Raw genomic sequence first — 16,704 nt, 5'->3', positions numbered from 1 at the left:
TGATCGGCCGGTCGCCTCTACACTTCGTGTCGGTGGAGTGCCGGGCAGTGAGGGGCGGTTGACGGTGCGTAAGGCATGGATCGTGGGGATCGCCTTCGGTGGCGCCGGCCTCAGCTTCGTCCTGCTGCTCGTCGTCGGCGTCTACATGACCGCCGGGAACCTCGCGAACGGGGTCGGTCAGGGCGCCAAGGCGCTCGCCAAGGGCGCCGTCCCGGCCGCGTACAGCCCGCTCGTGCAGAAGTGGGGCAACCTGTGCAGCGCCATCAACCCGGCGCTGCTGGCCGCGCAGTTGTACCAGGAGAGCGGGTTCAACCCGAAGGCGCAGAGCCCGGCGGCGGCGCAGGGGATAGCGCAGTTCATCCCCGGCACGTGGGCCACCCACGGCGTCGACGGCGACGGGGACGGGGACCGTGACGTGTGGGACCCGAACGACGCGATCCCGTCGGCCGCGTCGTACGACTGTTCCCTCGCCAAGTACGTGAAGGACGCGCCCGGGAACCCGACGCACAACATGCTCGCCGCGTACAACGCGGGCGCCTACGCGGTGATCAAGTACGGGGGCGTGCCGCCGTACAAGGAGACCCAGAACTACGTGAAGACGATCACGGATCTGGAGAAGAGCTTCGCCGCGCCCGTCACCAGGGTCGATCCGTCGCGGCAGGCCGCGGGCGCCATCGAGTACGCGCAGAAGAAGCTCGGCACGCCGTATCTGTGGGGCGGGACCGGCACCGCCGGCCAGGGCGGCCGCTTCGACTGCTCGGGCCTGACCCAGGCCGCCTACGAGAGTGTCGGGATCACGCTGCCCCGGGTCGCCAACGACCAGTACAACGCGGGACCGCACCCGAAGCGGGACGAGCTGCTTCCGGGTGATCTGGTCTTCTTCTCGGACGACCTCACCAATTCCCGGGCCATCCGGCACGTGGGGATCTATGTGGGTGGTGGGTACATGATCGACGCGCCCAGGCCGGGTGCCGTGATCCGCTTCGACCCCATCGACACACCGGACTACTTCGGGGCAACCCGGGTCACCGAAGATGGCGCGAAAGCGTTGCCCACGAATGTCTGATGGCGCGTAATTCTCTGTGAACCCCTGCCCTGAGCTGCGGAGACGTATCTCTCTTCGATAACGTCTGCGTGATCATTCAGTGGAGTATGGAACGTGGAGAAGGGGACTGTGCGTTCCTTGTCTCGTAGCGCTTCGACGCGTGAAGACGCCTACAACCACGGGGGTGGCAGCGGCGGCGCACGCACGGGTGCGGCCGCCGATGATGGAACAGACGACGAAGGGGCCGCTGCACGATGGCTGCATTCGCCGAGTCCGGGACGCTTTCCGGAACCCTTTCCGGGGCGTACTCCGGAGGGTTCTCCGGTCACGGGGCGCATCTCGCCGGGGCCGACACGCTCGCCGAGTCCGGGTCCAACCCCGACGTCAGTCTGCTCTACGACATCAATGGCCTGGCCAAGGACGCGCCGACCTGGTTCGACCGGGTCATGGAGTTCGTGGGCGAGTACGGACTGCTGTTCGCCATGGTGCTGCTGATCCTGTGGTGCTGGTGGGGTGTGCGGCGGCGGGGCGGGGAGGATGCCGCGTCGTCCGTGGCCGCGCTGGTCTGGGCGCCGCTCGCCGCCGGTGTCGCGGTGCTCGTGAACGTGCCGATACGTGGCTTTGTGGAGCGGCCGCGGCCCTTCGTGGACCATGAGGGGCTGGAGGTGCTGGTCTCCGGCAAGACCGACTACTCCTTCGTGAGCGACCACGCGACGCTGACCATGGCCATGGGGGTCGCGCTGTTCGTCGCCAACCGGAAGTTCGGGCTGGTGGGGATCGTGCTGGGGCTGCTCGGGGGCTTCTGCCGGGTGTACATGGGCGTGCACTACCCGACGGACGTGGTCGGCGGTTTCGCTCTGGGTACGGCTGTGGCGCTGCTGCTGTCGCCGGTCGCGATGGCCCTGCTGACTCCGCTGATGAAGGCGATCGAGCGGTCGCCCCGGGTGGGGTGGCTGGTCTCGGCCAGGGGGGCCGAAAGTCGTGGGGCCGTGATTCCGGGGGCTCGGGTGGAGTCTTCGGTGGATGAGGATGAGCGGGACCTGGCGGCGTAGCGGTTCGGCGTAGAGGTTCGCGTGTGAGGGTGTGCGGGTTCGCGCCCCTCACAGCGACTGCGGGAACTTGAAGAAGCCGTTCGGGTCGTACTGCCTCTTCACGGTCGTCAGGCGGGAGGCCGCGTCGCCGTAGTACGCCTTGCGCCAGTTCGTGAGGGTCGGGTCCGTGTAGTTCTGGTACGCGGCGCCCGAGGCGTGGCGGGACATGGCGTTGTGTGCCGTGGTCAGCCAGGACTGGGCCGTCGTGCCGGAGGTGCCCGTCTTCCAGGAGGCGATGTACTGGGCCAGCATCCTTGAGCGGCGGTGGACGAAGGCCGTCGCCGTGGGGGAGACGCGGTTGATCGCGCCGCCGAGGGCCGTGAGCTGGATGCTGCCCGCGCCACCGCGGGCCCCTGAGACCTGGGTGAGCAGGGTCTGTATGCCCGCCGCCGATATCGAGCGGTCGAAGAAGTCCGAGCGTGCCGCGTAGGTCTCGCGGCCCAGGGCGCCCGTGGACGTGCGGCCGGGCGTGGAGCCGGGGAGGTGGCACTTGGCGTCCGTCGAGAAGGACGAGCAGCCCGCGTACACCTCCATGGACTCCTCGTACGAGCGGCGCTTCAGGGACACACTGGCCGCCGGGGAGCCGACGCGGTCGGCCAGGCGGTCGACGGCGTTCTGGAGTTCGCCGTACGTGCCCAGGGAGAAGGCCGCGATCGAGACCCTCGGGGTGCCGCCGGCCGCGCACTCCAGGTGGCAGGACGACCAGATCTCGTCCGGCTGGTCCGGGCCCCACTCCTGCCAGGCCTTCACCACGGCGGCGGCCTTCGACCACGGCCACGTCATGTAGGCGGAGACGGCCTGGGGAGCGGGGTGCGTACGGAAGCGGAGTTCGGTGACCACGCCGAAGTTGCCGTTGCCCGCGCCGCGCAGGGCCCAGAAGAGGTCCTTGTGGTCGGTGGCGTTCGCGGTGAGCTGCTTGCCGTCGGCCGTGACGATCGTGGCCTGGGTGAGGCTGTCGCAGGTCAGGCCGTACGCGCGGGAGACCACGCCGTGGCCGCCGCCCAGGGTGAGGCCGGAGACGCCGACGGTGGGGCAGGAGCCGGCGGGGATCGTGACGCCCCTCGCGGCGAGGGCGCGGTAGACGTCGATCAGCTTGGCGCCGGCGCCGATGACCGCCTGGCCCGCGGAGGCGCGGATGGTGCTGAGCTTCGAGACGTCGATGATCAGGTTGCCGTTGCCGGACGACCAGCCCGCGTAGGAGTGGCCGCCGTTGCGTATCGACACGGGGGTGCGGTGGGCTTTTGCGTAGGAGAGGAGGGTGCGGATGTCGTCCGTGTGGGACGCGTAGGCGACGGCCGCGGGCTTCAGGGAGTCGAAGCGGGTGTTGTACAGCTGGTGGGCCGTTGGCCAGGCGCGGTCGCCGGGGCGGATGAGGGGGCCGTCTAGGTCGCGGGCGAGGGCGGTCCAGTTGGCGGCGGCTCGGGTGCTGGTGGTGGCCGAGCGGAGTGAGGTGTTCTCGGCGGTGGTTCGTTCGGTTGCGCCGCTGGTGGTGGTGCAGGCGGATGTGGCTGCCGCCGTCGTCGCCGTCGCCAGCGCGGCTGCCGTGCCGCCGATGAACATGCGCCGTTCCATGTGCCCTCCCGGTGGTTCTCGTGGAACGAGACGGGTTCACCGGGCGACGGGTTCCAGCGGCGTCTTAACGGTCTTCTGTGGCTGTGGGGTGACTTCTGGCCATTCCGCCGGAGGGGGGTGGGGTGGGGGGCTACTCCTGGCCGGGTGTCCCAGAGGTTGTCTCGCCCCCGCCGCCCCTACCCGTCCCATCCCTGGGGGCTGCGCCCCCAGATCCCCGCGATCGGCCTGAACGGCCTCGTCCTCAAACGCCGGACGGGCTGGGTGGCTGGGTGGTGCGGCCTGTGCCCCCAGGTCCCGCGACGAACGCTGACGGCCTGGGTGGTGCGGCCTACGCCCCTGGTTCCGCGCCGGACGGGCTGGAAGAGCCGCCCCTGGAAGAGTCCCCTGCCGTCCCCATACCTCGCTCTTCCGGATTGCCCGAGTAGTGCACTTTGCTCGGATATTTCATATTGGACGGAGAGGCGTCGACGCCAGGACGGGGAGTCACGTGAGCATCCATACTTCGTTGCGCAGGTCCGTGGCCCCCGTGGCGCTGACCGCCGTCGCGCTGCTGACCGGGAGTGCGTGTGGTGGTTCCACCGGTTCCACCGGGTCCTCCGCTGCCGGAGAGGACGTCAAGCGCGCTCTGTCCGGCACCGTGCGGGTGGACGGTTCCAGCACGGTGGCACCGCTCACCACGGCGGCGGCGCAGCTGTTCCAGGGGGAGAATCCCCAGGTCAAGGTGACGGTGGGTACCTCCGGTACGGGCGGTGGGTTCGAGAAGTTCTGTGCGGGCGAGACCGACATCAACGATGCCTCGCGTTCCATCGAGAGCGACGAGAAGGCGGCCTGCCAGAAGAACAACATCACCTACGCGCAGCTCCAGATCGCCAACGACGGGCTGTCGGTCGTGGTCAACAAGGACAACGACTGGGTGCAGTGCCTGACCGTCGCACAGTTGAAGAAGATCTGGGAGCCCGGCTCCAAGGTCGACAACTGGAACCAGGTCGACTCCTCGTTCCCGGACCAGCAACTGGAGCTGTTCGGCCCGGGCACCGACTCGGGCACCTTCGACTACTTCACCGAGAAGATCAACGGTGAGGAGGGCGCCTCCCGTACGGACTACTCGCCGAGCGAGGACGACAACGTCACCGTGCAGGGCGTGTCCGGCTCCAAGGGCGGCATGGGCTACTTCGGCCTCTCCTATTTCGAGGAGAACAAGGACAAGCTGAAGGTTCTGAAGATCAACGGTGGGGACGGTTGTGTCGAGCCGACCACCAAGACCGTGCAGAACGGCACCTACAAGCCGCTGTCGCGTCCGCTGTTCATCTACCCCAAGGGGTCCTCACTGGACGAGGCGCAGGTCGAGGGGTTCGTCGACTTCTACGTCGAGAACAACGCCGACATCGCCAAGGCGGCCCAGTTCGTGCCGCTGAACAGTCAGCAGGAGAGCACGCTGAACAAGGACTGGAACAAGCTGAAGGAGCAGCACCAGTCATGATCTCCACCGGTAGCGGGCACAGGGCCGCCGCGGGAAGCCCCGGCTTCCTCGGGCGGTCCCAGCCGCGCTACGGGGAGAAGGCCGTCAAGGTGGTGCTGGTCGCCGCGTCCCTGGTCTCCGTGCTGACCACCGTCGGCATCGTCATCGCGCTCATCCCGCCCGCCGCCGAGTTCTTCGGCAAGGTGAGCTTCAGCGACTTCATCACCGGCACCGACTGGTCGCCGCTGTTCAAGCCGCCGCACTTCGGTGTCCTGCCCCTGGTCACCGGCACACTGATGGTCACCCTGATCGCGCTGCTGGTCGCCGTGCCGCTGGGGCTGGGCGCGGCGGTGTACCTGAGTGAGTACGCCAGGCCCGGGGTCCGTACGTTCTTCAAGCCGATCCTGGAGGTGCTCGCCGGCGTCCCCACCGTCGTGTACGGCTTCTTCGCGCTGCAGGCCATCACCCCCCTGCTGCAGGACATCTGGCCCGGCGGCAAGGGACCGGAGGTGTTCAACGCGCTCTCGGCGGGCTTCGTCATGGGCATCATGATCATCCCGACGATCGCCTCGCTCTCCGAGGACGCCATGAACGCCGTACCGAACGACCTGCGTGACGGCGCCTACGCTCTCGGATCGTCCCGTATGCAGGTCTCCACCCGGGTGGTCTTCCCGGCCGCGCTGTCCGGCATCGTCGCCGCCATCGTGCTCGGGGTCTCCCGCGCCATCGGCGAGACGCTGATCGTCGCGATCGCCGCCGGCGGTCGTCCCAACCTGTCCTTCAACCCCCTCGAAGGCATGCAGACGATGACCGCGTTCATCGCCGCGGCTGGCATCGGTGACCTGCCGACCGGTTCCACCGGCTACCAGACGATCTTCGCCGTGGGCGCGCTGCTCTTCGCCATGACGCTGGTGATGAACCTGGTCAGCATTCGTCTGGTCCGCAGGTACCGGCAGGTGTACGAGTGATGGGCGCCCCCGTGGTCGACAAGGCACCGCAGGCCGGTGCCCCGGAGGGGCGGCGGCTCAGGGGCGAGGGCACTCCCTGGCGGGAGCGGCTGTTCCAGCTCGGCCTGTGGGCCTCGCTCTCCGTCGGTGTGATCTTCCTCGGCTGTCTGCTCGTGTACATCGTGGTGAAGGCGTGGCCCCGTCTGGATGCCCGGATCCTGACCAACTTCCCCGACATCATCGACCCGTCCAACGCCGGCGCGCAGTCGGCGATCATGGGCACCATCTGGGTCATCGGTTTCACCGCGCTGTACTGCCTGCCCGTCGGCATCCTCACCGCCATCTACCTGGAGGAGTACGCCGATCCGCGGCGCTGGTGGAACCGCGCGATCGAGATCAACATCCAGAACCTGGCGGCGGTCCCGTCGATCGTCTACGGCATCCTCGGGCTCGGCATCATCTCCCGCGGCCTCGGCTTCGGACAGACCGTGCTCACCGCCTCGCTCACGCTGTCGCTCCTGGTGCTGCCCACGGTGATCATCGCCGCGCGGGAGGCGATCCGGGCCGTACCGTCGTCCATCCGGGAGGCGTCCCTGGCGCTGGGTGCCACCCAGTGGCAGACCGTCTGGCGCCAGGTCCTGCCCGCGGCCGTGCCCGGCATGGCCACCGGCTCGATCCTCGCCCTGTCCCGGGCCATCGGCGAGGCGGCCCCGCTGCTGCTGCTCGGCGGGCTGACCTTCATCACCTTCAACCCGACCGGCCCGGACAGTGCCTTCACCGTGCTGCCGATCCAGATCTTCAACTGGATCAGCCAGTCCCGCGCCGAGTTCGTCTCACTCGCCGCCGCCGCGATCGTGATCCTCATGGTGATCCTGCTGGCCATGAACTCCCTGGCCATCTGGCTCCGCAACCACTACTCCCACCGCTGGTGACCGCGCCATGACCGGACAATCCTCCCGACGCCTCCAGCGCCTTCGTCGACGGGCCTTCCAGTCCTCGCGAACGGCCGCCGAGGTCTCGCCCTCCGAGGTCCCCGAGACACCCGTGGTCATCGAGACACCCGGGGCAATCAAGACACCCAGGGGCACCGAAGCCTCCCCGTCCATCAGCGGCACGACCGCCCCACAGGTCTCCTTCCGCGACGCGCCACCCTTGACCAGCCCGGTCTTCGAGGTCGGCAGCCTGTCGGTGTTCTACGGCGACCACGAGGCGCTCCGCGACGTCAACATGACCATCGGCGACCGCCAGATCACCGCGATGATCGGCCCCTCCGGCTGCGGAAAGTCCACCATGATCCGCTGCTTCAACCGTATGAACGACCTCATCCCCAGCGCCCGCGTCACGGGGAAGATCCGCTACCACAACGAGAACCTGTACGGGAAGGACGTCGACCCCATCGAGGTGCGCCGCCGTATCGGCATGGTCTTCCAGAAGCCCAACCCCTTCCCCAAGTCGATCTACGACAACATCGCGTACGGGCCGCGCGTGGCCGGCTTCAAGGGAAGCCTCGACGACCTGGTGGAGGAGACGCTCACCCATGCCGCGCTGTGGGACGAGGTCAAGGACAAGCTCAAGACCTCGGCGCTCGCCCTGTCCGGCGGCCAGCAGCAGCGGCTGTGCATCGCCCGCACCATCGCGGTCGAGCCCGAGGTGATCCTGATGGACGAGCCCTGCTCGGCCCTCGACCCGATCGCCACCGCGAAGATCGAGGACCTCATGGAGCATCTGGCCCAGGAGTTCACGATCGTCGTCGTCACCCACAACATGCAGCAGGCCGCACGCGTCTCGCACCGCACCGCCTTCTTCACCGCGGACGTCGGCGACAACGGCGAACGTCACGGCCGGCTCGTCGAGTACGACGAGACCGAGCGGATCTTTTCGGCCCCCTCCGACCAGCGCACCGAGGACTACATCTCCGGCCGGTTCGGCTGAATCCTCCCGGTGCCGGCCCTGAGGCCGCCAAGGCCCCGTGCGGTGCCCGTTTCGACGCGCCGGTGGGTCTCCGGAGTCGGAATCCTCGCGTGTCCTCGACGTAAGCGTTCCGTGACCTAACCGCACTGTCGACAGGGGTTCACCCGTCGTTCATTTATGGCCATCGGCGGCTTCACCTGATCTGCCTACTTTCAGCCCTGCTGGGTGCGACGTGCGGCCCCCCCACGGCACTCCCTCAGCGCCTGACAAAGCAGTCTGAGAGATGGATCCCACGACACGGCGAGACGCCGTCTCGACGGGCTGACACCACATCGCACGCCGCCTCGGTCGGCGGCTTCTGGAAGGAATCCCTGAAAGTGAAGCTTCAGCGCAACCGGCTTCGCGCCCTTTCCCTCGGTGCTGTCGCGATTTCCGGCGCCCTGGTCCTGACGGCGTGCGGCTCCGACGACAACTCCGGTGGAGACAGCGCAAGCGGGAAGCCGGCGGCCCCGAGCAACGTCAAGTGTGACGACGCCAAGGGTCAGCTGCTGGCCTCCGGTTCCTCCGCCCAGGACAACGCCATGCAGGCCTGGGTGAAGGCCTTCCAGACGGCGTGCTCCGGCGTGGAGATCAACTACAGCCCCGACGGTTCCGGCGCCGGTATCACCAAGTGGCTGCAGGGCACCACCGCCTTCGCCGGCTCGGACTCCGCCCTCGCCCCGGACGAGACCACGGAGTCCAAGAAGGTCTGCAAGACCGGCCAGGGCATCAACCTGCCCATGGTCGGCGGCCCGATCGCCATCGGCTACAACCTCCCCGGTGTGGACAACCTGGTCCTCAACGCCGACACGATCGCCCAGATCTTCGACAGCAAGATCACGAAGTGGAACGACCCGGCGATCGCCAAGCTCAACCCGGACGCGAAGCTGCCGTCCACCGACATCCAGGCCTTCCACCGTTCCGACGAGTCCGGTACGACCCAGAACCTGGGCAAGTACCTGCAGGCCGCCGCCCCGAAGTCCTGGAAGTACGAGCCCGACAAGGCGTGGAAGGCCAAGGGCGGCCAGTCCGCCTCCGGCTCCTCCGGTGTCGCCAGCCAGGTCAAGAGCACCGCCGGCGCGATCGGCTACTTCGAGCTCTCCTACGCCAAGTCCAACAGCATCCCCACTGCCAAGGTGGACACCGGCGCCTCCCAGCCCGTCGAGGCCACCACGGAGACCGCCTCCGCCGGCATCGCCGCGGCGAAGGTCGTCGGCACCGGCAAGGACCTGTCGCTGTCGCTCGACTACAAGACCAAGGCCGACGGCGCCTACCCGATCATCCTGGTCACGTACGAGATCGTCTGCGACAAGGGCAACAAGTCCGACGCCCTGCCCGCCATCAAGGCGTTCCTGAACTACACGGCCAGCGAGGACGGTCAGAAGATCCTCAGCGACGCGGGCTACGCGCCGCTTCCGGACGAGATCGCGGCCAAGGTCCGCGAGATCGTTCCGACCATCGCCTGACCCCACTGGACGGCCGGCCCACCGAGCATCACGGGCCGGCCGTCTCGTCCGGTGCACCGCCGCCAAGGGAGCCCGCCCCGGCTCCCTGTCTGAGCCGGGACCAGGCTCAGCAGACCGGAGAACGTCATGGATACGACAACAACACAGTCTCCTCCCCCTCCTCCCACGGACCGAATAGAGCCCACCAGCTCCCAGAAGGCCGTCGTCCGGCCCGGCGACCGCGTCTTCTCGGGGCTTGCCAAGGGTTCGGGCATCACGCTGCTGGTGATCATGGCCGCCATCGCGGTCTTCCTCACCTACCGCGCGATCAACGCCCTGTCCGACAACAAGGCGAACTTCCTCACCTTCCAGGACTGGCTGCCGCAGAACTCGCCGCCGATGTTCGGCATCGCGACGCTCGCCTACGGCACGATCGTCAGCTCGGTCATCGCCATGGTGCTCGCCGTGCCGGTCGCCATCGGCATCGCGCTGTTCATCTCGCACTACGCGCCGCGCAGGCTGGCCGCGCCGCTGTCGTACACCGTCGACCTGCTGGCCGCCGTGCCGTCGATCGTCTACGGCCTCTGGGGTGCGCTCATCCTCGTGCCCTACCTCGGCGGCCTGAACGAGTGGCTCAACGAGTTCCTGGGCTGGACGTACATCTTCGAGAAGTCCGGCACCGGACCCGCCCGTTCGCTGTTCACCGTCGGCATCCTGCTGGCGATCATGATCCTGCCGATCATCACCAACGTCACCCGTGAGGTCTTCCTCCAGGTGCCGCGGATGCACGAGGAGGCCGCGCTGGCGCTCGGCGCCACCCGGTGGGAGACCATCCGGATGTCGGTGCTGCCCTTCGCCCGCTCCGGCATCATCAGCGCCTCCATGCTGGGCCTCGGCCGCGCGCTCGGCGAGACGATGGCCGTCGCCACCGTGCTCTCCCCGAACTTCATCATCTCCGGCCATCTGCTGGACCCGGGCGGCGGTACGTTCGCACAGAACATCGCGTCCAAGTTCAAGGAGGCCGACACGCTCGGCCAGGACGCCCTGATCGCCTCCGGTCTGGTCCTCTTCGTCATCACCCTGCTGGTCAACGGCGCCGCCCGGTACATCATCGGCCGCCGCAAGGAGTACTCGGGGGCGAACGCCTGATGTCCCAGACAACCGTCACCCCCGCGAAGACACCGGTCTTCTCCACCGCCCGACTGCCCCGCTGGGCGCCGGCCGTGATCGCCGTCGTCTCCATCGCGCTGGCCATCGGCCTCAGCCTGGCCGCCGGCTGGGACAGCAAGGTCCAGTGGGGTCTCATCGCCGCGCTGTTCTTCGTCATCGGCTCCTACGGCGTCACCGCGCGCATCGAGGGCAGGCGCCAGGCCAAGGACCGGGTCGTCACCAGCCTCGTCTGGGTCTGCTTCATCCTGGCGATCGTGCCGCTGCTGTCCCTGGCCTGGACCACGATCAGCAACGGCGCGCAGATCACCGACGGCTACTTCCTCACCCACTCGATGAACGGTGTGCTCAACACCGACCCCGGCGGCGGCGTCTACCACGCGCTGCTCGGCACCATCGAGCAGGTGCTCATCGCGACCGTGATCGCCGCCCCGATCGGCCTGCTCACCGCCGTCTACCTCGTCGAGTACGGCAAGGGAAGGCTGGCCCGCGCCGTCACCTTCTTCGTCGACGTCATGACCGGCATCCCGTCGATCGTCGCCGGTCTGTTCGTCCTGTCCTTCTGGATTCTGATCCTCAAGTTCAGCTTCTCCGGCTTCGCCGGATCGATGGCGCTCGCGATCCTGATGATGCCCGTCGTGGTCCGTTCCACCGAGGAGATGCTCAAGCTCGTCCCGAACGAGCTGCGGGAGGCCTCCCTCGCACTCGGCGTGCCGAAGTGGAAGACGATCATGAAGATCGTCATTCCCACCGCTATCGGCGGTATCACCACCGGTGTCATGCTGGCCATCGCCCGTATCACCGGTGAGACCGCGCCCGTGCTGCTGCTGGTGTTCGGATCCAAGATCATCAACAACAACCCGTTCGAAGGCGCCCAGTCGTCGCTGCCGCTGTACGTGTACCAGGAGTACGCGATCGGGACCACGCAGTCCGTCGAACGTGCGTGGGGTGCGGCACTCACCCTCATCGCCTTCGTCATGATCCTCAACCTGGTGGCCCGCGGTATCGCCCGCTGGAAGGCCCCGAAGACCGGTCGCTAGGCATCCATTTGCGGCTCCGCCGCGTGGGGCCAGGCAGCAACCAAGTCAGCGACTGAAAGAAGCAGTGATTCACATGGCCAAGCGAATCGACATCAGCGGCCTCACCGCGTACTACAGCGCCTTCAAGGCCATCGAGGACATCTCGATGACCGTGGAGCCCCGTTCCGTGACGGCCTTCATCGGCCCGTCCGGCTGCGGCAAGTCCACCTTCCTGCGCACCCTCAACCGCATGCACGAGGTCACTCCCGGCGGTCGGGTCGAGGGCAAGGTCATGCTCGACGACGAGAACCTGTACGGCTCCGGGGTCGACCCGGTGACCGTGCGGCGCGAGGTCGGCATGGTCTTCCAGCGGCCGAACCCCTTCCCCACCATGTCGATCTTCGACAACGTGGCGGCGGGACTGCGGCTGAACGGCTCGTACAAGAAGTCCGAGCTGAGCGACGTCGTCGAGAAGTCGCTCAAGGGCGCGAACCTCTGGGACGAGGTCAAGGACCGTCTGAACCGGCCGGGTTCGGGCCTCTCGGGTGGTCAGCAGCAGCGACTCTGCATCGCGCGTGCGATCGCGGTGGAGCCGAAGGTGCTGCTGATGGACGAGCCGTGCTCCGCGCTCGACCCGATCTCGACGCTCGCGATCGAGGACCTGATCGGTGAGCTGAAGGAGCGGTTCACGATCGTCATCGTGACGCACAACATGCAGCAGGCGGCGCGGGTTTCCGACCGGACGGCGTTCTTCAACCTGGCGGCCGTCGGTCAGCCCGGCAAGCTGATCGAGATCGACGACACGGAGCGGATCTTCTCCAACCCGTCGGTTCAGGCCACGGAGGACTACATCTCGGGTCGCTTCGGCTGAGCCGAGCTGCTGTCGCTTCCTTGTTTTGAGGACCCCTCGCGGTGCTGCATGGCGGTGCCACCGCGAGGAACAAGGGCCCGCCCCTGGCTCCCGGGGGCGGGCCCGTTTTAGTGCCGTCTGTGGCGAGTTGGCGCGTTTTCCTCGCCCCCGCCGCCCTTACCCGTCCCCTCCTCGGGGGCTGCGCCCCGTGCCCCCGAGGTGAGGGGTGCTTGGGGTGGGCGGCTTGGTGCGGGTTGGGTGTGGCTGGTCGCGCAGTTCCCCGCGCCCCTGAAAGCCGTGCAGTTCCCCGCGTAATTCAGCCTCTCCGGCGTTTGAGGAGCGGGGTCCGGGGCGGAGCCCCGTGCGGGGTGGCCTACAGGAACGCCAGGTTCACGATCCAGAAGCTGACGGCGGCCACCGCCGCGGCGGCCGGCATCGTGATGAACCAGCCGAGGATGATGTTCTTGGCCACGCCCCAGCGGACCGCGTTGACACGTTTCGTCGCCCCGACACCCATGATCGCCGACGTGATGACATGCGTCGTGGAGATCGGCGCCTTGAAGAGGAACGCCGTGGTGAACATGATCGACGCCCCCGTGGTCTCCGCCGCGAACCCCTGCGGAGGGTCAAGCTCGATGATCTTGCGGCCCAGCGTGCGCATGATGCGCCACCCACCCGCGTACGTCCCGAGCGACAGCATGACCGCGCACACGACCTTCACCCACACCGGGATCGGATCGCCGTAGTCCTCGACGTCCGCGATGACGAGGGCCATCACCACGATGCCCATCGTCTTCTGCGCGTCCTGGAGACCGTGCCCGAGGGCCATGCCCGCCGCCGAGACGGTCTGGGCTATGCGAAAGCCCCGCTTGGCCTTGTGCGGGTTGGCCCGGCGGAATATCCACATGATCGCCGTCATGACCAGGTAGCCGACCAGCAGGCCCACCACCGGCGACACGAACATCGGGATGACGACCTTGTCCAGGACCCCGGTCCAGTACACCGTCGTACCCCCCGCCAGCGCCGCGCCCACCATGCCGCCGAACAACGCGTGCGACGAGGAGGACGGCAGGCCGAAGTACCACGTGACCAGGTTCCAGGTGATCGCGCCGACCAGGGCCGCGAAGAGAATGCCCATTCCCTTCGAGCCCGTGGGGGTCTGGATCAGGCCCTCACTGACCGTCTTCGCCACCCCGCTGCCGAGGAAGGCGCCCGCCAGGTTCATGACCGCGGCCATCGCCAGCGCCGCCCTCGGCGTCAGCGCCCGCGTCGACACGGACGTCGCGATCGCGTTCGCCGAGTCGTGAAAACCGTTCGTGTACGTGAAGAAAAGCGCGACTCCGATGGTCGCGACCAGTGCGAAGGTGTCCATTAAGGGCTCAGGACTCCTTGACGGCGATGGTCTCCACCGTGTTCGCCACGTGCTCGAACGCGTCCGCCGCTTCCTCCAGCACATCCACGATCTGCTTGAGCTTGAGGACCTCGATGGCGTCGTACTTGCCGTTGAAGAGGTGCGCAAGAAGCTTTCTGTGGATCTGGTCCGCCTGGTTCTCCAGGCGGTTCACCTCGATCCAGTACTCGGTGAGGTTCTCCATCGTGCGCAGGTGCGGCATGGCCTCCGCCGTCAGCTCCGCGGCCCGCGCCAGAACCTCGATCTGCTGCTCGACGCCCTTGGGCAGTTCCTCGACGTTGTAGAGGACGACCAGGTCGACGGCCTCTTCCATGAAGTCCATGATGTCGTCGAGGGACGAGGCGAGGGAGTAGATGTCCTCGCGGTCGAACGGCGTGATGAACGAGGAGTTCAACTGGTGGAAGATCGCGTGCGTGGCGTCGTCACCTGCGTGTTCCGCGGCCCGCATACGCTCGGCGATCTCGGCCCGGCCGGCGGTGTCCGCCCCGAGCAGTTCCATGAGGAGTTTCGAGCCCGTGACGATGTTGTCCGCGGATGCGGCGAACATGTCATAGAAGCTCGTCTCCCTGGGGGTCAGACGAAAGCGCACGTGGGGTCCTTGGGGTGCTTCGGTTTCGGTCGGGCTGATGGTCAGGCTGATGCTAGGTGCAACATCCGGCCACGGCTATCGGGCCGTCCCCCAGTCTCGCCCATCGGTCAGAATGCTCAGCACGGGGGCGGGACAGCAGCCCGTGAGGGCTGCCGAAAGGGCAGTGGCCAAAGGACCCCCTACCCAGCAAAGTTCGTTACCATATACCTACCTGGGGTATATGCCGGTACACGTCTGTGGGAGGACGCGATGACGACCACCGAGGCCGGCGCGACGGCGCCCTCCGAGAACACCGTGAACACGGCGGACGCCGTGGTGACGGACCACGACCGTGGCGTGCACGGGTACCACAAGCAGAAGGATGAACACCTCAAGCGTCTGCGCCGCATCGAGGGCCAGATCAGGGGCCTGCAGCGCATGGTCGACGAGGACGTCTACTGCATCGACATACTCACTCAGGTCTCCGCCTCCACCAAGGCCCTGCAGTCCTTCGCGCTCCAGCTCCTGGAGGAGCACCTGCGCCACTGCGTCGCGGACGCCGCGCTCAAGGGCGGGGACGAGATCGACGCCAAGGTCGACGAGGCCACGAAGGCCATCGGGCGCCTGCTGCGGACCTGACCGGTTCCGGGCCTACGGACACCAGGGGTTCCGGGCCTACGGACACCAGGGATGTTGCTCAGCGGCCCGCGGCTTCCTCGCGTTCCTCGGCCACTTTCAGCACCTCGTCGATGCGCATCAGGCTGAGACGTTCCTCACGGGCGGCCGAGGCCGCGATGATCAGTTCGCCGCACAGCTCGATCTCGGCGAGGGCCACGTGGTCCTGAACCGTCGTACCGCCTGCCGGAGCCACGTGCATCACCTCTTCTCTGCCGTCACCGACTTCCTAGAGTAGGGAGCGCCCTACACACCGCGCATGGCACCAACGGGCTATTCCTGCCGCCCGCCCGGTACGGCCCGTGTGGCCCGGGGTCCCGTTGTCGAGAGTACCGACGCGCCGCCGCGCCAGTCGGTTTTCGGCTCAGTTCTCACGGGATCTCACGGGTTCTCGCGGGTTCTCATCAGTTCTCGGCGAGTTTCCCCGCGTAGATGTCCTTCGAGTCCGGCAGCGTCACGGTCACGGGCACCCCGAAGCCGTACAGCAGGGTCGTCGAGGCGACCGCGACCGTGTCCTTCTGCTGCCCGTTGACGAAGCTGAAGCGGTGGCGGATCTTCCGGATGCGGCCCTGGTGGTCGACATAGGCGTCGAACGGGACTTCGGCGGTGGCGAACCCTTTCGCCGCCGCGCGCAGCGGAGCCCGGTTGCCCTCGGAGGCGCTCCGCGCGGCCACCGCAAGGTCGGCGGTCCCCCGGTAGTGCCGCACCGAGGTGCCCGCCACCGTCGCCTCCCCGACGTACGTCGCCGTACGCGCCCCGCGCAGCACCTCGGCAGCGGCGAAGGGATCGGTCGCGCCGCCGGTCACCAGGTTCCCGTCGGAGAGCGTGGCCGTGTCGACGCGCACCCACTTGTCGGCGGGCACTCCCGCGCCGCGGTTCTTCATGAACAGGGCGCCCGGAGCGAGGAGTTCGGTGATCGGGCGGTGTTCGCTGGTCCCGGCCGGGTCCTGCGGCAACCGCACCTGAAGCCGGCCGAGCCGCCTTGCGTAGTCGTACACACCCTCCCCGCGGATCGTGACGCGGGTGCCGCCCGTCGCCATCTCCATCGAGGTCAGCGCCTTGGAGGAGCCCGCGCTCACCAGGGCGCCGACGGCCCGGCGCAGTTCCTCCACGGGATCGGCCGCGCGCGCGTCCTCGGAGTGACCGTGGCCCGCGCAGCCACTGCCGCAGATCATGAGCCCTGCCGCGACAGCCGTCGCGACCCGTCGTCCGTGCTGCCACGCCACCATCGCCCGCCAACCCCCAGCCGGTCCGTCCCGGGTCCCTTCTGTCCTCGGGCTAACGACGGGTGGCGGCTGCCGTCACGCGCCTTACCTTTCGTTCACTTGCGTTGGGTAACGTTGTCGATCGTGGCGCAGCAGCACGGGATCGCCCAGTCCTCAGAACACCGCACGACCACCGTCGACCAGGGCCGCTTCTGTGTGGCCAAGTGCACCTGCGGATGGCGCGGGCCGGCACGCAGAGCACGAAGTCAGGCGAGGACCGACGCGGAGGGACACGTGGCG

At 67.7% G+C, this 16,704-nt stretch carries 16 protein-coding genes; 11 read left to right on the top strand and 5 right to left on the bottom strand.

Translation table 11 applies throughout. The features are described from left to right. Positions 1 to 58 precede the first annotated feature (58 nt). Positions 59 to 1,066: a bifunctional lytic transglycosylase/C40 family peptidase gene (locus AB0959_RS18120; protein WP_366827400.1), complete on the top strand. Its 1,008-nt coding sequence runs from the start codon at positions 59 to 61 to the stop codon at positions 1,064 to 1,066. 233 nt (positions 1,067 to 1,299) lie between these two features. Beyond that, positions 1,300 to 2,097 (top strand): phosphatase PAP2 family protein, encoded by a 798-nt coding sequence (locus AB0959_RS18115; protein ID WP_366827399.1) that lies wholly within the window; start codon positions 1,300 to 1,302, stop codon positions 2,095 to 2,097. 48 nt (positions 2,098 to 2,145) lie between these two features. On the opposite strand, the gene AB0959_RS18110 is transcribed toward AB0959_RS18115, so the two are convergent. Then, on the bottom strand, positions 2,146 to 3,708 hold the full coding sequence (locus AB0959_RS18110) for an FAD-binding oxidoreductase (RefSeq protein WP_366827398.1): 1,563 nt from the start codon (positions 3,706 to 3,708) through the stop codon (positions 2,146 to 2,148). A 487-nt stretch (positions 3,709 to 4,195) separates the two neighbouring features. Between AB0959_RS18110 and AB0959_RS18105 the strand changes: the two genes are divergently transcribed. The 8 genes from AB0959_RS18105 to pstB (AB0959_RS18070) all read left to right on the top strand — a co-directional run bounded on the left by AB0959_RS18105 (position 4,196) and on the right by pstB (AB0959_RS18070) (position 12,566). Beyond that, positions 4,196 to 5,188 carry a PstS family phosphate ABC transporter substrate-binding protein gene (locus AB0959_RS18105; RefSeq protein WP_366827397.1) on the top strand — a complete coding sequence of 331 codons (993 nt, stop codon included), beginning with the start codon at positions 4,196 to 4,198 and terminating at the stop codon, positions 5,186 to 5,188. Beyond that, positions 5,185 to 6,135 (top strand): phosphate ABC transporter permease subunit PstC, encoded by a 951-nt coding sequence (gene pstC / locus AB0959_RS18100; RefSeq protein ID WP_366827396.1) that lies wholly within the window; start codon positions 5,185 to 5,187, stop codon positions 6,133 to 6,135. Before AB0959_RS18105 ends, pstC (AB0959_RS18100) begins: the two co-directional genes overlap by 4 nt. Then, positions 6,135 to 7,046, top strand: coding sequence for a phosphate ABC transporter permease PstA (gene pstA / locus AB0959_RS18095; RefSeq protein WP_366827395.1), 912 nt, complete (start codon positions 6,135 to 6,137; stop codon positions 7,044 to 7,046). The genes pstC (AB0959_RS18100) and pstA (AB0959_RS18095) overlap by 1 nt, the downstream gene beginning before the upstream one ends. A 220-nt stretch (positions 7,047 to 7,266) precedes the next feature. Next, complete coding sequence (pstB, locus tag AB0959_RS18090; RefSeq protein ID WP_366827427.1) at positions 7,267 to 8,046, top strand: phosphate ABC transporter ATP-binding protein PstB; 780 nt, start codon at positions 7,267 to 7,269, stop codon at positions 8,044 to 8,046. A gap of 356 nt (positions 8,047 to 8,402) precedes the next feature. Then, on the top strand, positions 8,403 to 9,530 hold the full coding sequence (gene pstS, locus AB0959_RS18085; RefSeq protein WP_366827394.1) for a phosphate ABC transporter substrate-binding protein PstS: 1,128 nt from the start codon (positions 8,403 to 8,405) through the stop codon (positions 9,528 to 9,530). A gap of 126 nt (positions 9,531 to 9,656) precedes the next feature. Then, on the top strand, positions 9,657 to 10,658 hold the full coding sequence (gene pstC, locus AB0959_RS18080; protein WP_366827393.1) for a phosphate ABC transporter permease subunit PstC: 1,002 nt from the start codon (positions 9,657 to 9,659) through the stop codon (positions 10,656 to 10,658). Beyond that, positions 10,658 to 11,716, top strand: coding sequence for a phosphate ABC transporter permease PstA (gene pstA / locus AB0959_RS18075; protein WP_366827392.1), 1,059 nt, complete (start codon positions 10,658 to 10,660; stop codon positions 11,714 to 11,716). The genes pstC (AB0959_RS18080) and pstA (AB0959_RS18075) overlap by 1 nt, the downstream gene beginning before the upstream one ends. A gap of 73 nt (positions 11,717 to 11,789) precedes the next feature. After that, entirely contained in the window at positions 11,790 to 12,566 is a 777-nt protein-coding gene (gene pstB, locus AB0959_RS18070; protein WP_366827391.1) for a phosphate ABC transporter ATP-binding protein PstB, read from the top strand. Positions 12,567 to 12,918: 352 nt separating this feature from the next. On the opposite strand, the gene AB0959_RS18065 is transcribed toward pstB (AB0959_RS18070), so the two are convergent. After that, positions 12,919 to 13,917 carry an inorganic phosphate transporter gene (locus tag AB0959_RS18065; protein ID WP_366827390.1) on the bottom strand — a complete coding sequence of 333 codons (999 nt, stop codon included), beginning with the start codon at positions 13,915 to 13,917 and terminating at the stop codon, positions 12,919 to 12,921. 7 nt (positions 13,918 to 13,924) lie between these two features. Beyond that, positions 13,925 to 14,545: a DUF47 family protein gene (locus tag AB0959_RS18060; RefSeq protein WP_352246668.1), complete on the bottom strand. Its 621-nt coding sequence runs from the start codon at positions 14,543 to 14,545 to the stop codon at positions 13,925 to 13,927. A 249-nt stretch (positions 14,546 to 14,794) separates the two neighbouring features. Between AB0959_RS18060 and AB0959_RS18055 the strand changes: the two genes are divergently transcribed. Then, complete coding sequence (locus AB0959_RS18055) at positions 14,795 to 15,163, top strand: metal-sensitive transcriptional regulator (RefSeq protein ID WP_366827389.1); 369 nt, start codon at positions 14,795 to 14,797, stop codon at positions 15,161 to 15,163. Between the two features lie 58 nt (positions 15,164 to 15,221). On the opposite strand, the gene AB0959_RS18050 is transcribed toward AB0959_RS18055, so the two are convergent. Further along, entirely contained in the window at positions 15,222 to 15,401 is a 180-nt protein-coding gene (locus AB0959_RS18050) for a hypothetical protein (RefSeq protein ID WP_366827388.1), read from the bottom strand. Positions 15,402 to 15,603: 202 nt separating this feature from the next. Further along, positions 15,604 to 16,428 carry a hypothetical protein gene (locus tag AB0959_RS18045; RefSeq protein ID WP_366827387.1) on the bottom strand — a complete coding sequence of 275 codons (825 nt, stop codon included), beginning with the start codon at positions 16,426 to 16,428 and terminating at the stop codon, positions 15,604 to 15,606. Positions 16,429 to 16,704 lie beyond the last annotated feature (276 nt).

The organism is Streptomyces sp. NPDC046862 (assembly GCF_040704615.1).
Taxonomy (GTDB): domain Bacteria; phylum Actinomycetota; class Actinomycetes; order Streptomycetales; family Streptomycetaceae; genus Streptomyces.
The sequence above is the reverse complement of the archived record's forward strand: the minus strand, read 5'-3'. Positions and strand labels throughout refer to the sequence as shown.

Excerpts from the sequence above, each read along its gene's own strand:
- AB0959_RS18045 (WP_366827387.1), bottom strand. The coding sequence starts at position 16,428 with ATGGTGGCGTGGCAGCACGGACGACGGGTCGCGACGGCTGTCGCGGCA.
- AB0959_RS18050 (WP_366827388.1), bottom strand. The coding sequence starts at position 15,401 with ATGCACGTGGCTCCGGCAGGCGGTACGACGGTTCAGGACCACGTGGCC.
- pstA (WP_366827395.1), top strand. The coding sequence starts at position 6,135 with ATGGGCGCCCCCGTGGTCGACAAGGCACCGCAGGCCGGTGCCCCGGAG.
- AB0959_RS18065 (WP_366827390.1), bottom strand. The coding sequence starts at position 13,917 with ATGGACACCTTCGCACTGGTCGCGACCATCGGAGTCGCGCTTTTCTTC.
- pstC (WP_366827396.1), top strand. The coding sequence starts at position 5,185 with ATGATCTCCACCGGTAGCGGGCACAGGGCCGCCGCGGGAAGCCCCGGC.
- pstB (WP_366827391.1), top strand. The coding sequence starts at position 11,790 with ATGGCCAAGCGAATCGACATCAGCGGCCTCACCGCGTACTACAGCGCC.
- pstA (WP_366827392.1), top strand. The coding sequence starts at position 10,658 with ATGTCCCAGACAACCGTCACCCCCGCGAAGACACCGGTCTTCTCCACC.
- pstC (WP_366827393.1), top strand. The coding sequence starts at position 9,657 with ATGGATACGACAACAACACAGTCTCCTCCCCCTCCTCCCACGGACCGA.
- AB0959_RS18055 (WP_366827389.1), top strand. The coding sequence starts at position 14,795 with ATGACGACCACCGAGGCCGGCGCGACGGCGCCCTCCGAGAACACCGTG.
- AB0959_RS18115 (WP_366827399.1), top strand. The coding sequence starts at position 1,300 with ATGGCTGCATTCGCCGAGTCCGGGACGCTTTCCGGAACCCTTTCCGGG.
- AB0959_RS18110 (WP_366827398.1), bottom strand. The coding sequence starts at position 3,708 with ATGGAACGGCGCATGTTCATCGGCGGCACGGCAGCCGCGCTGGCGACG.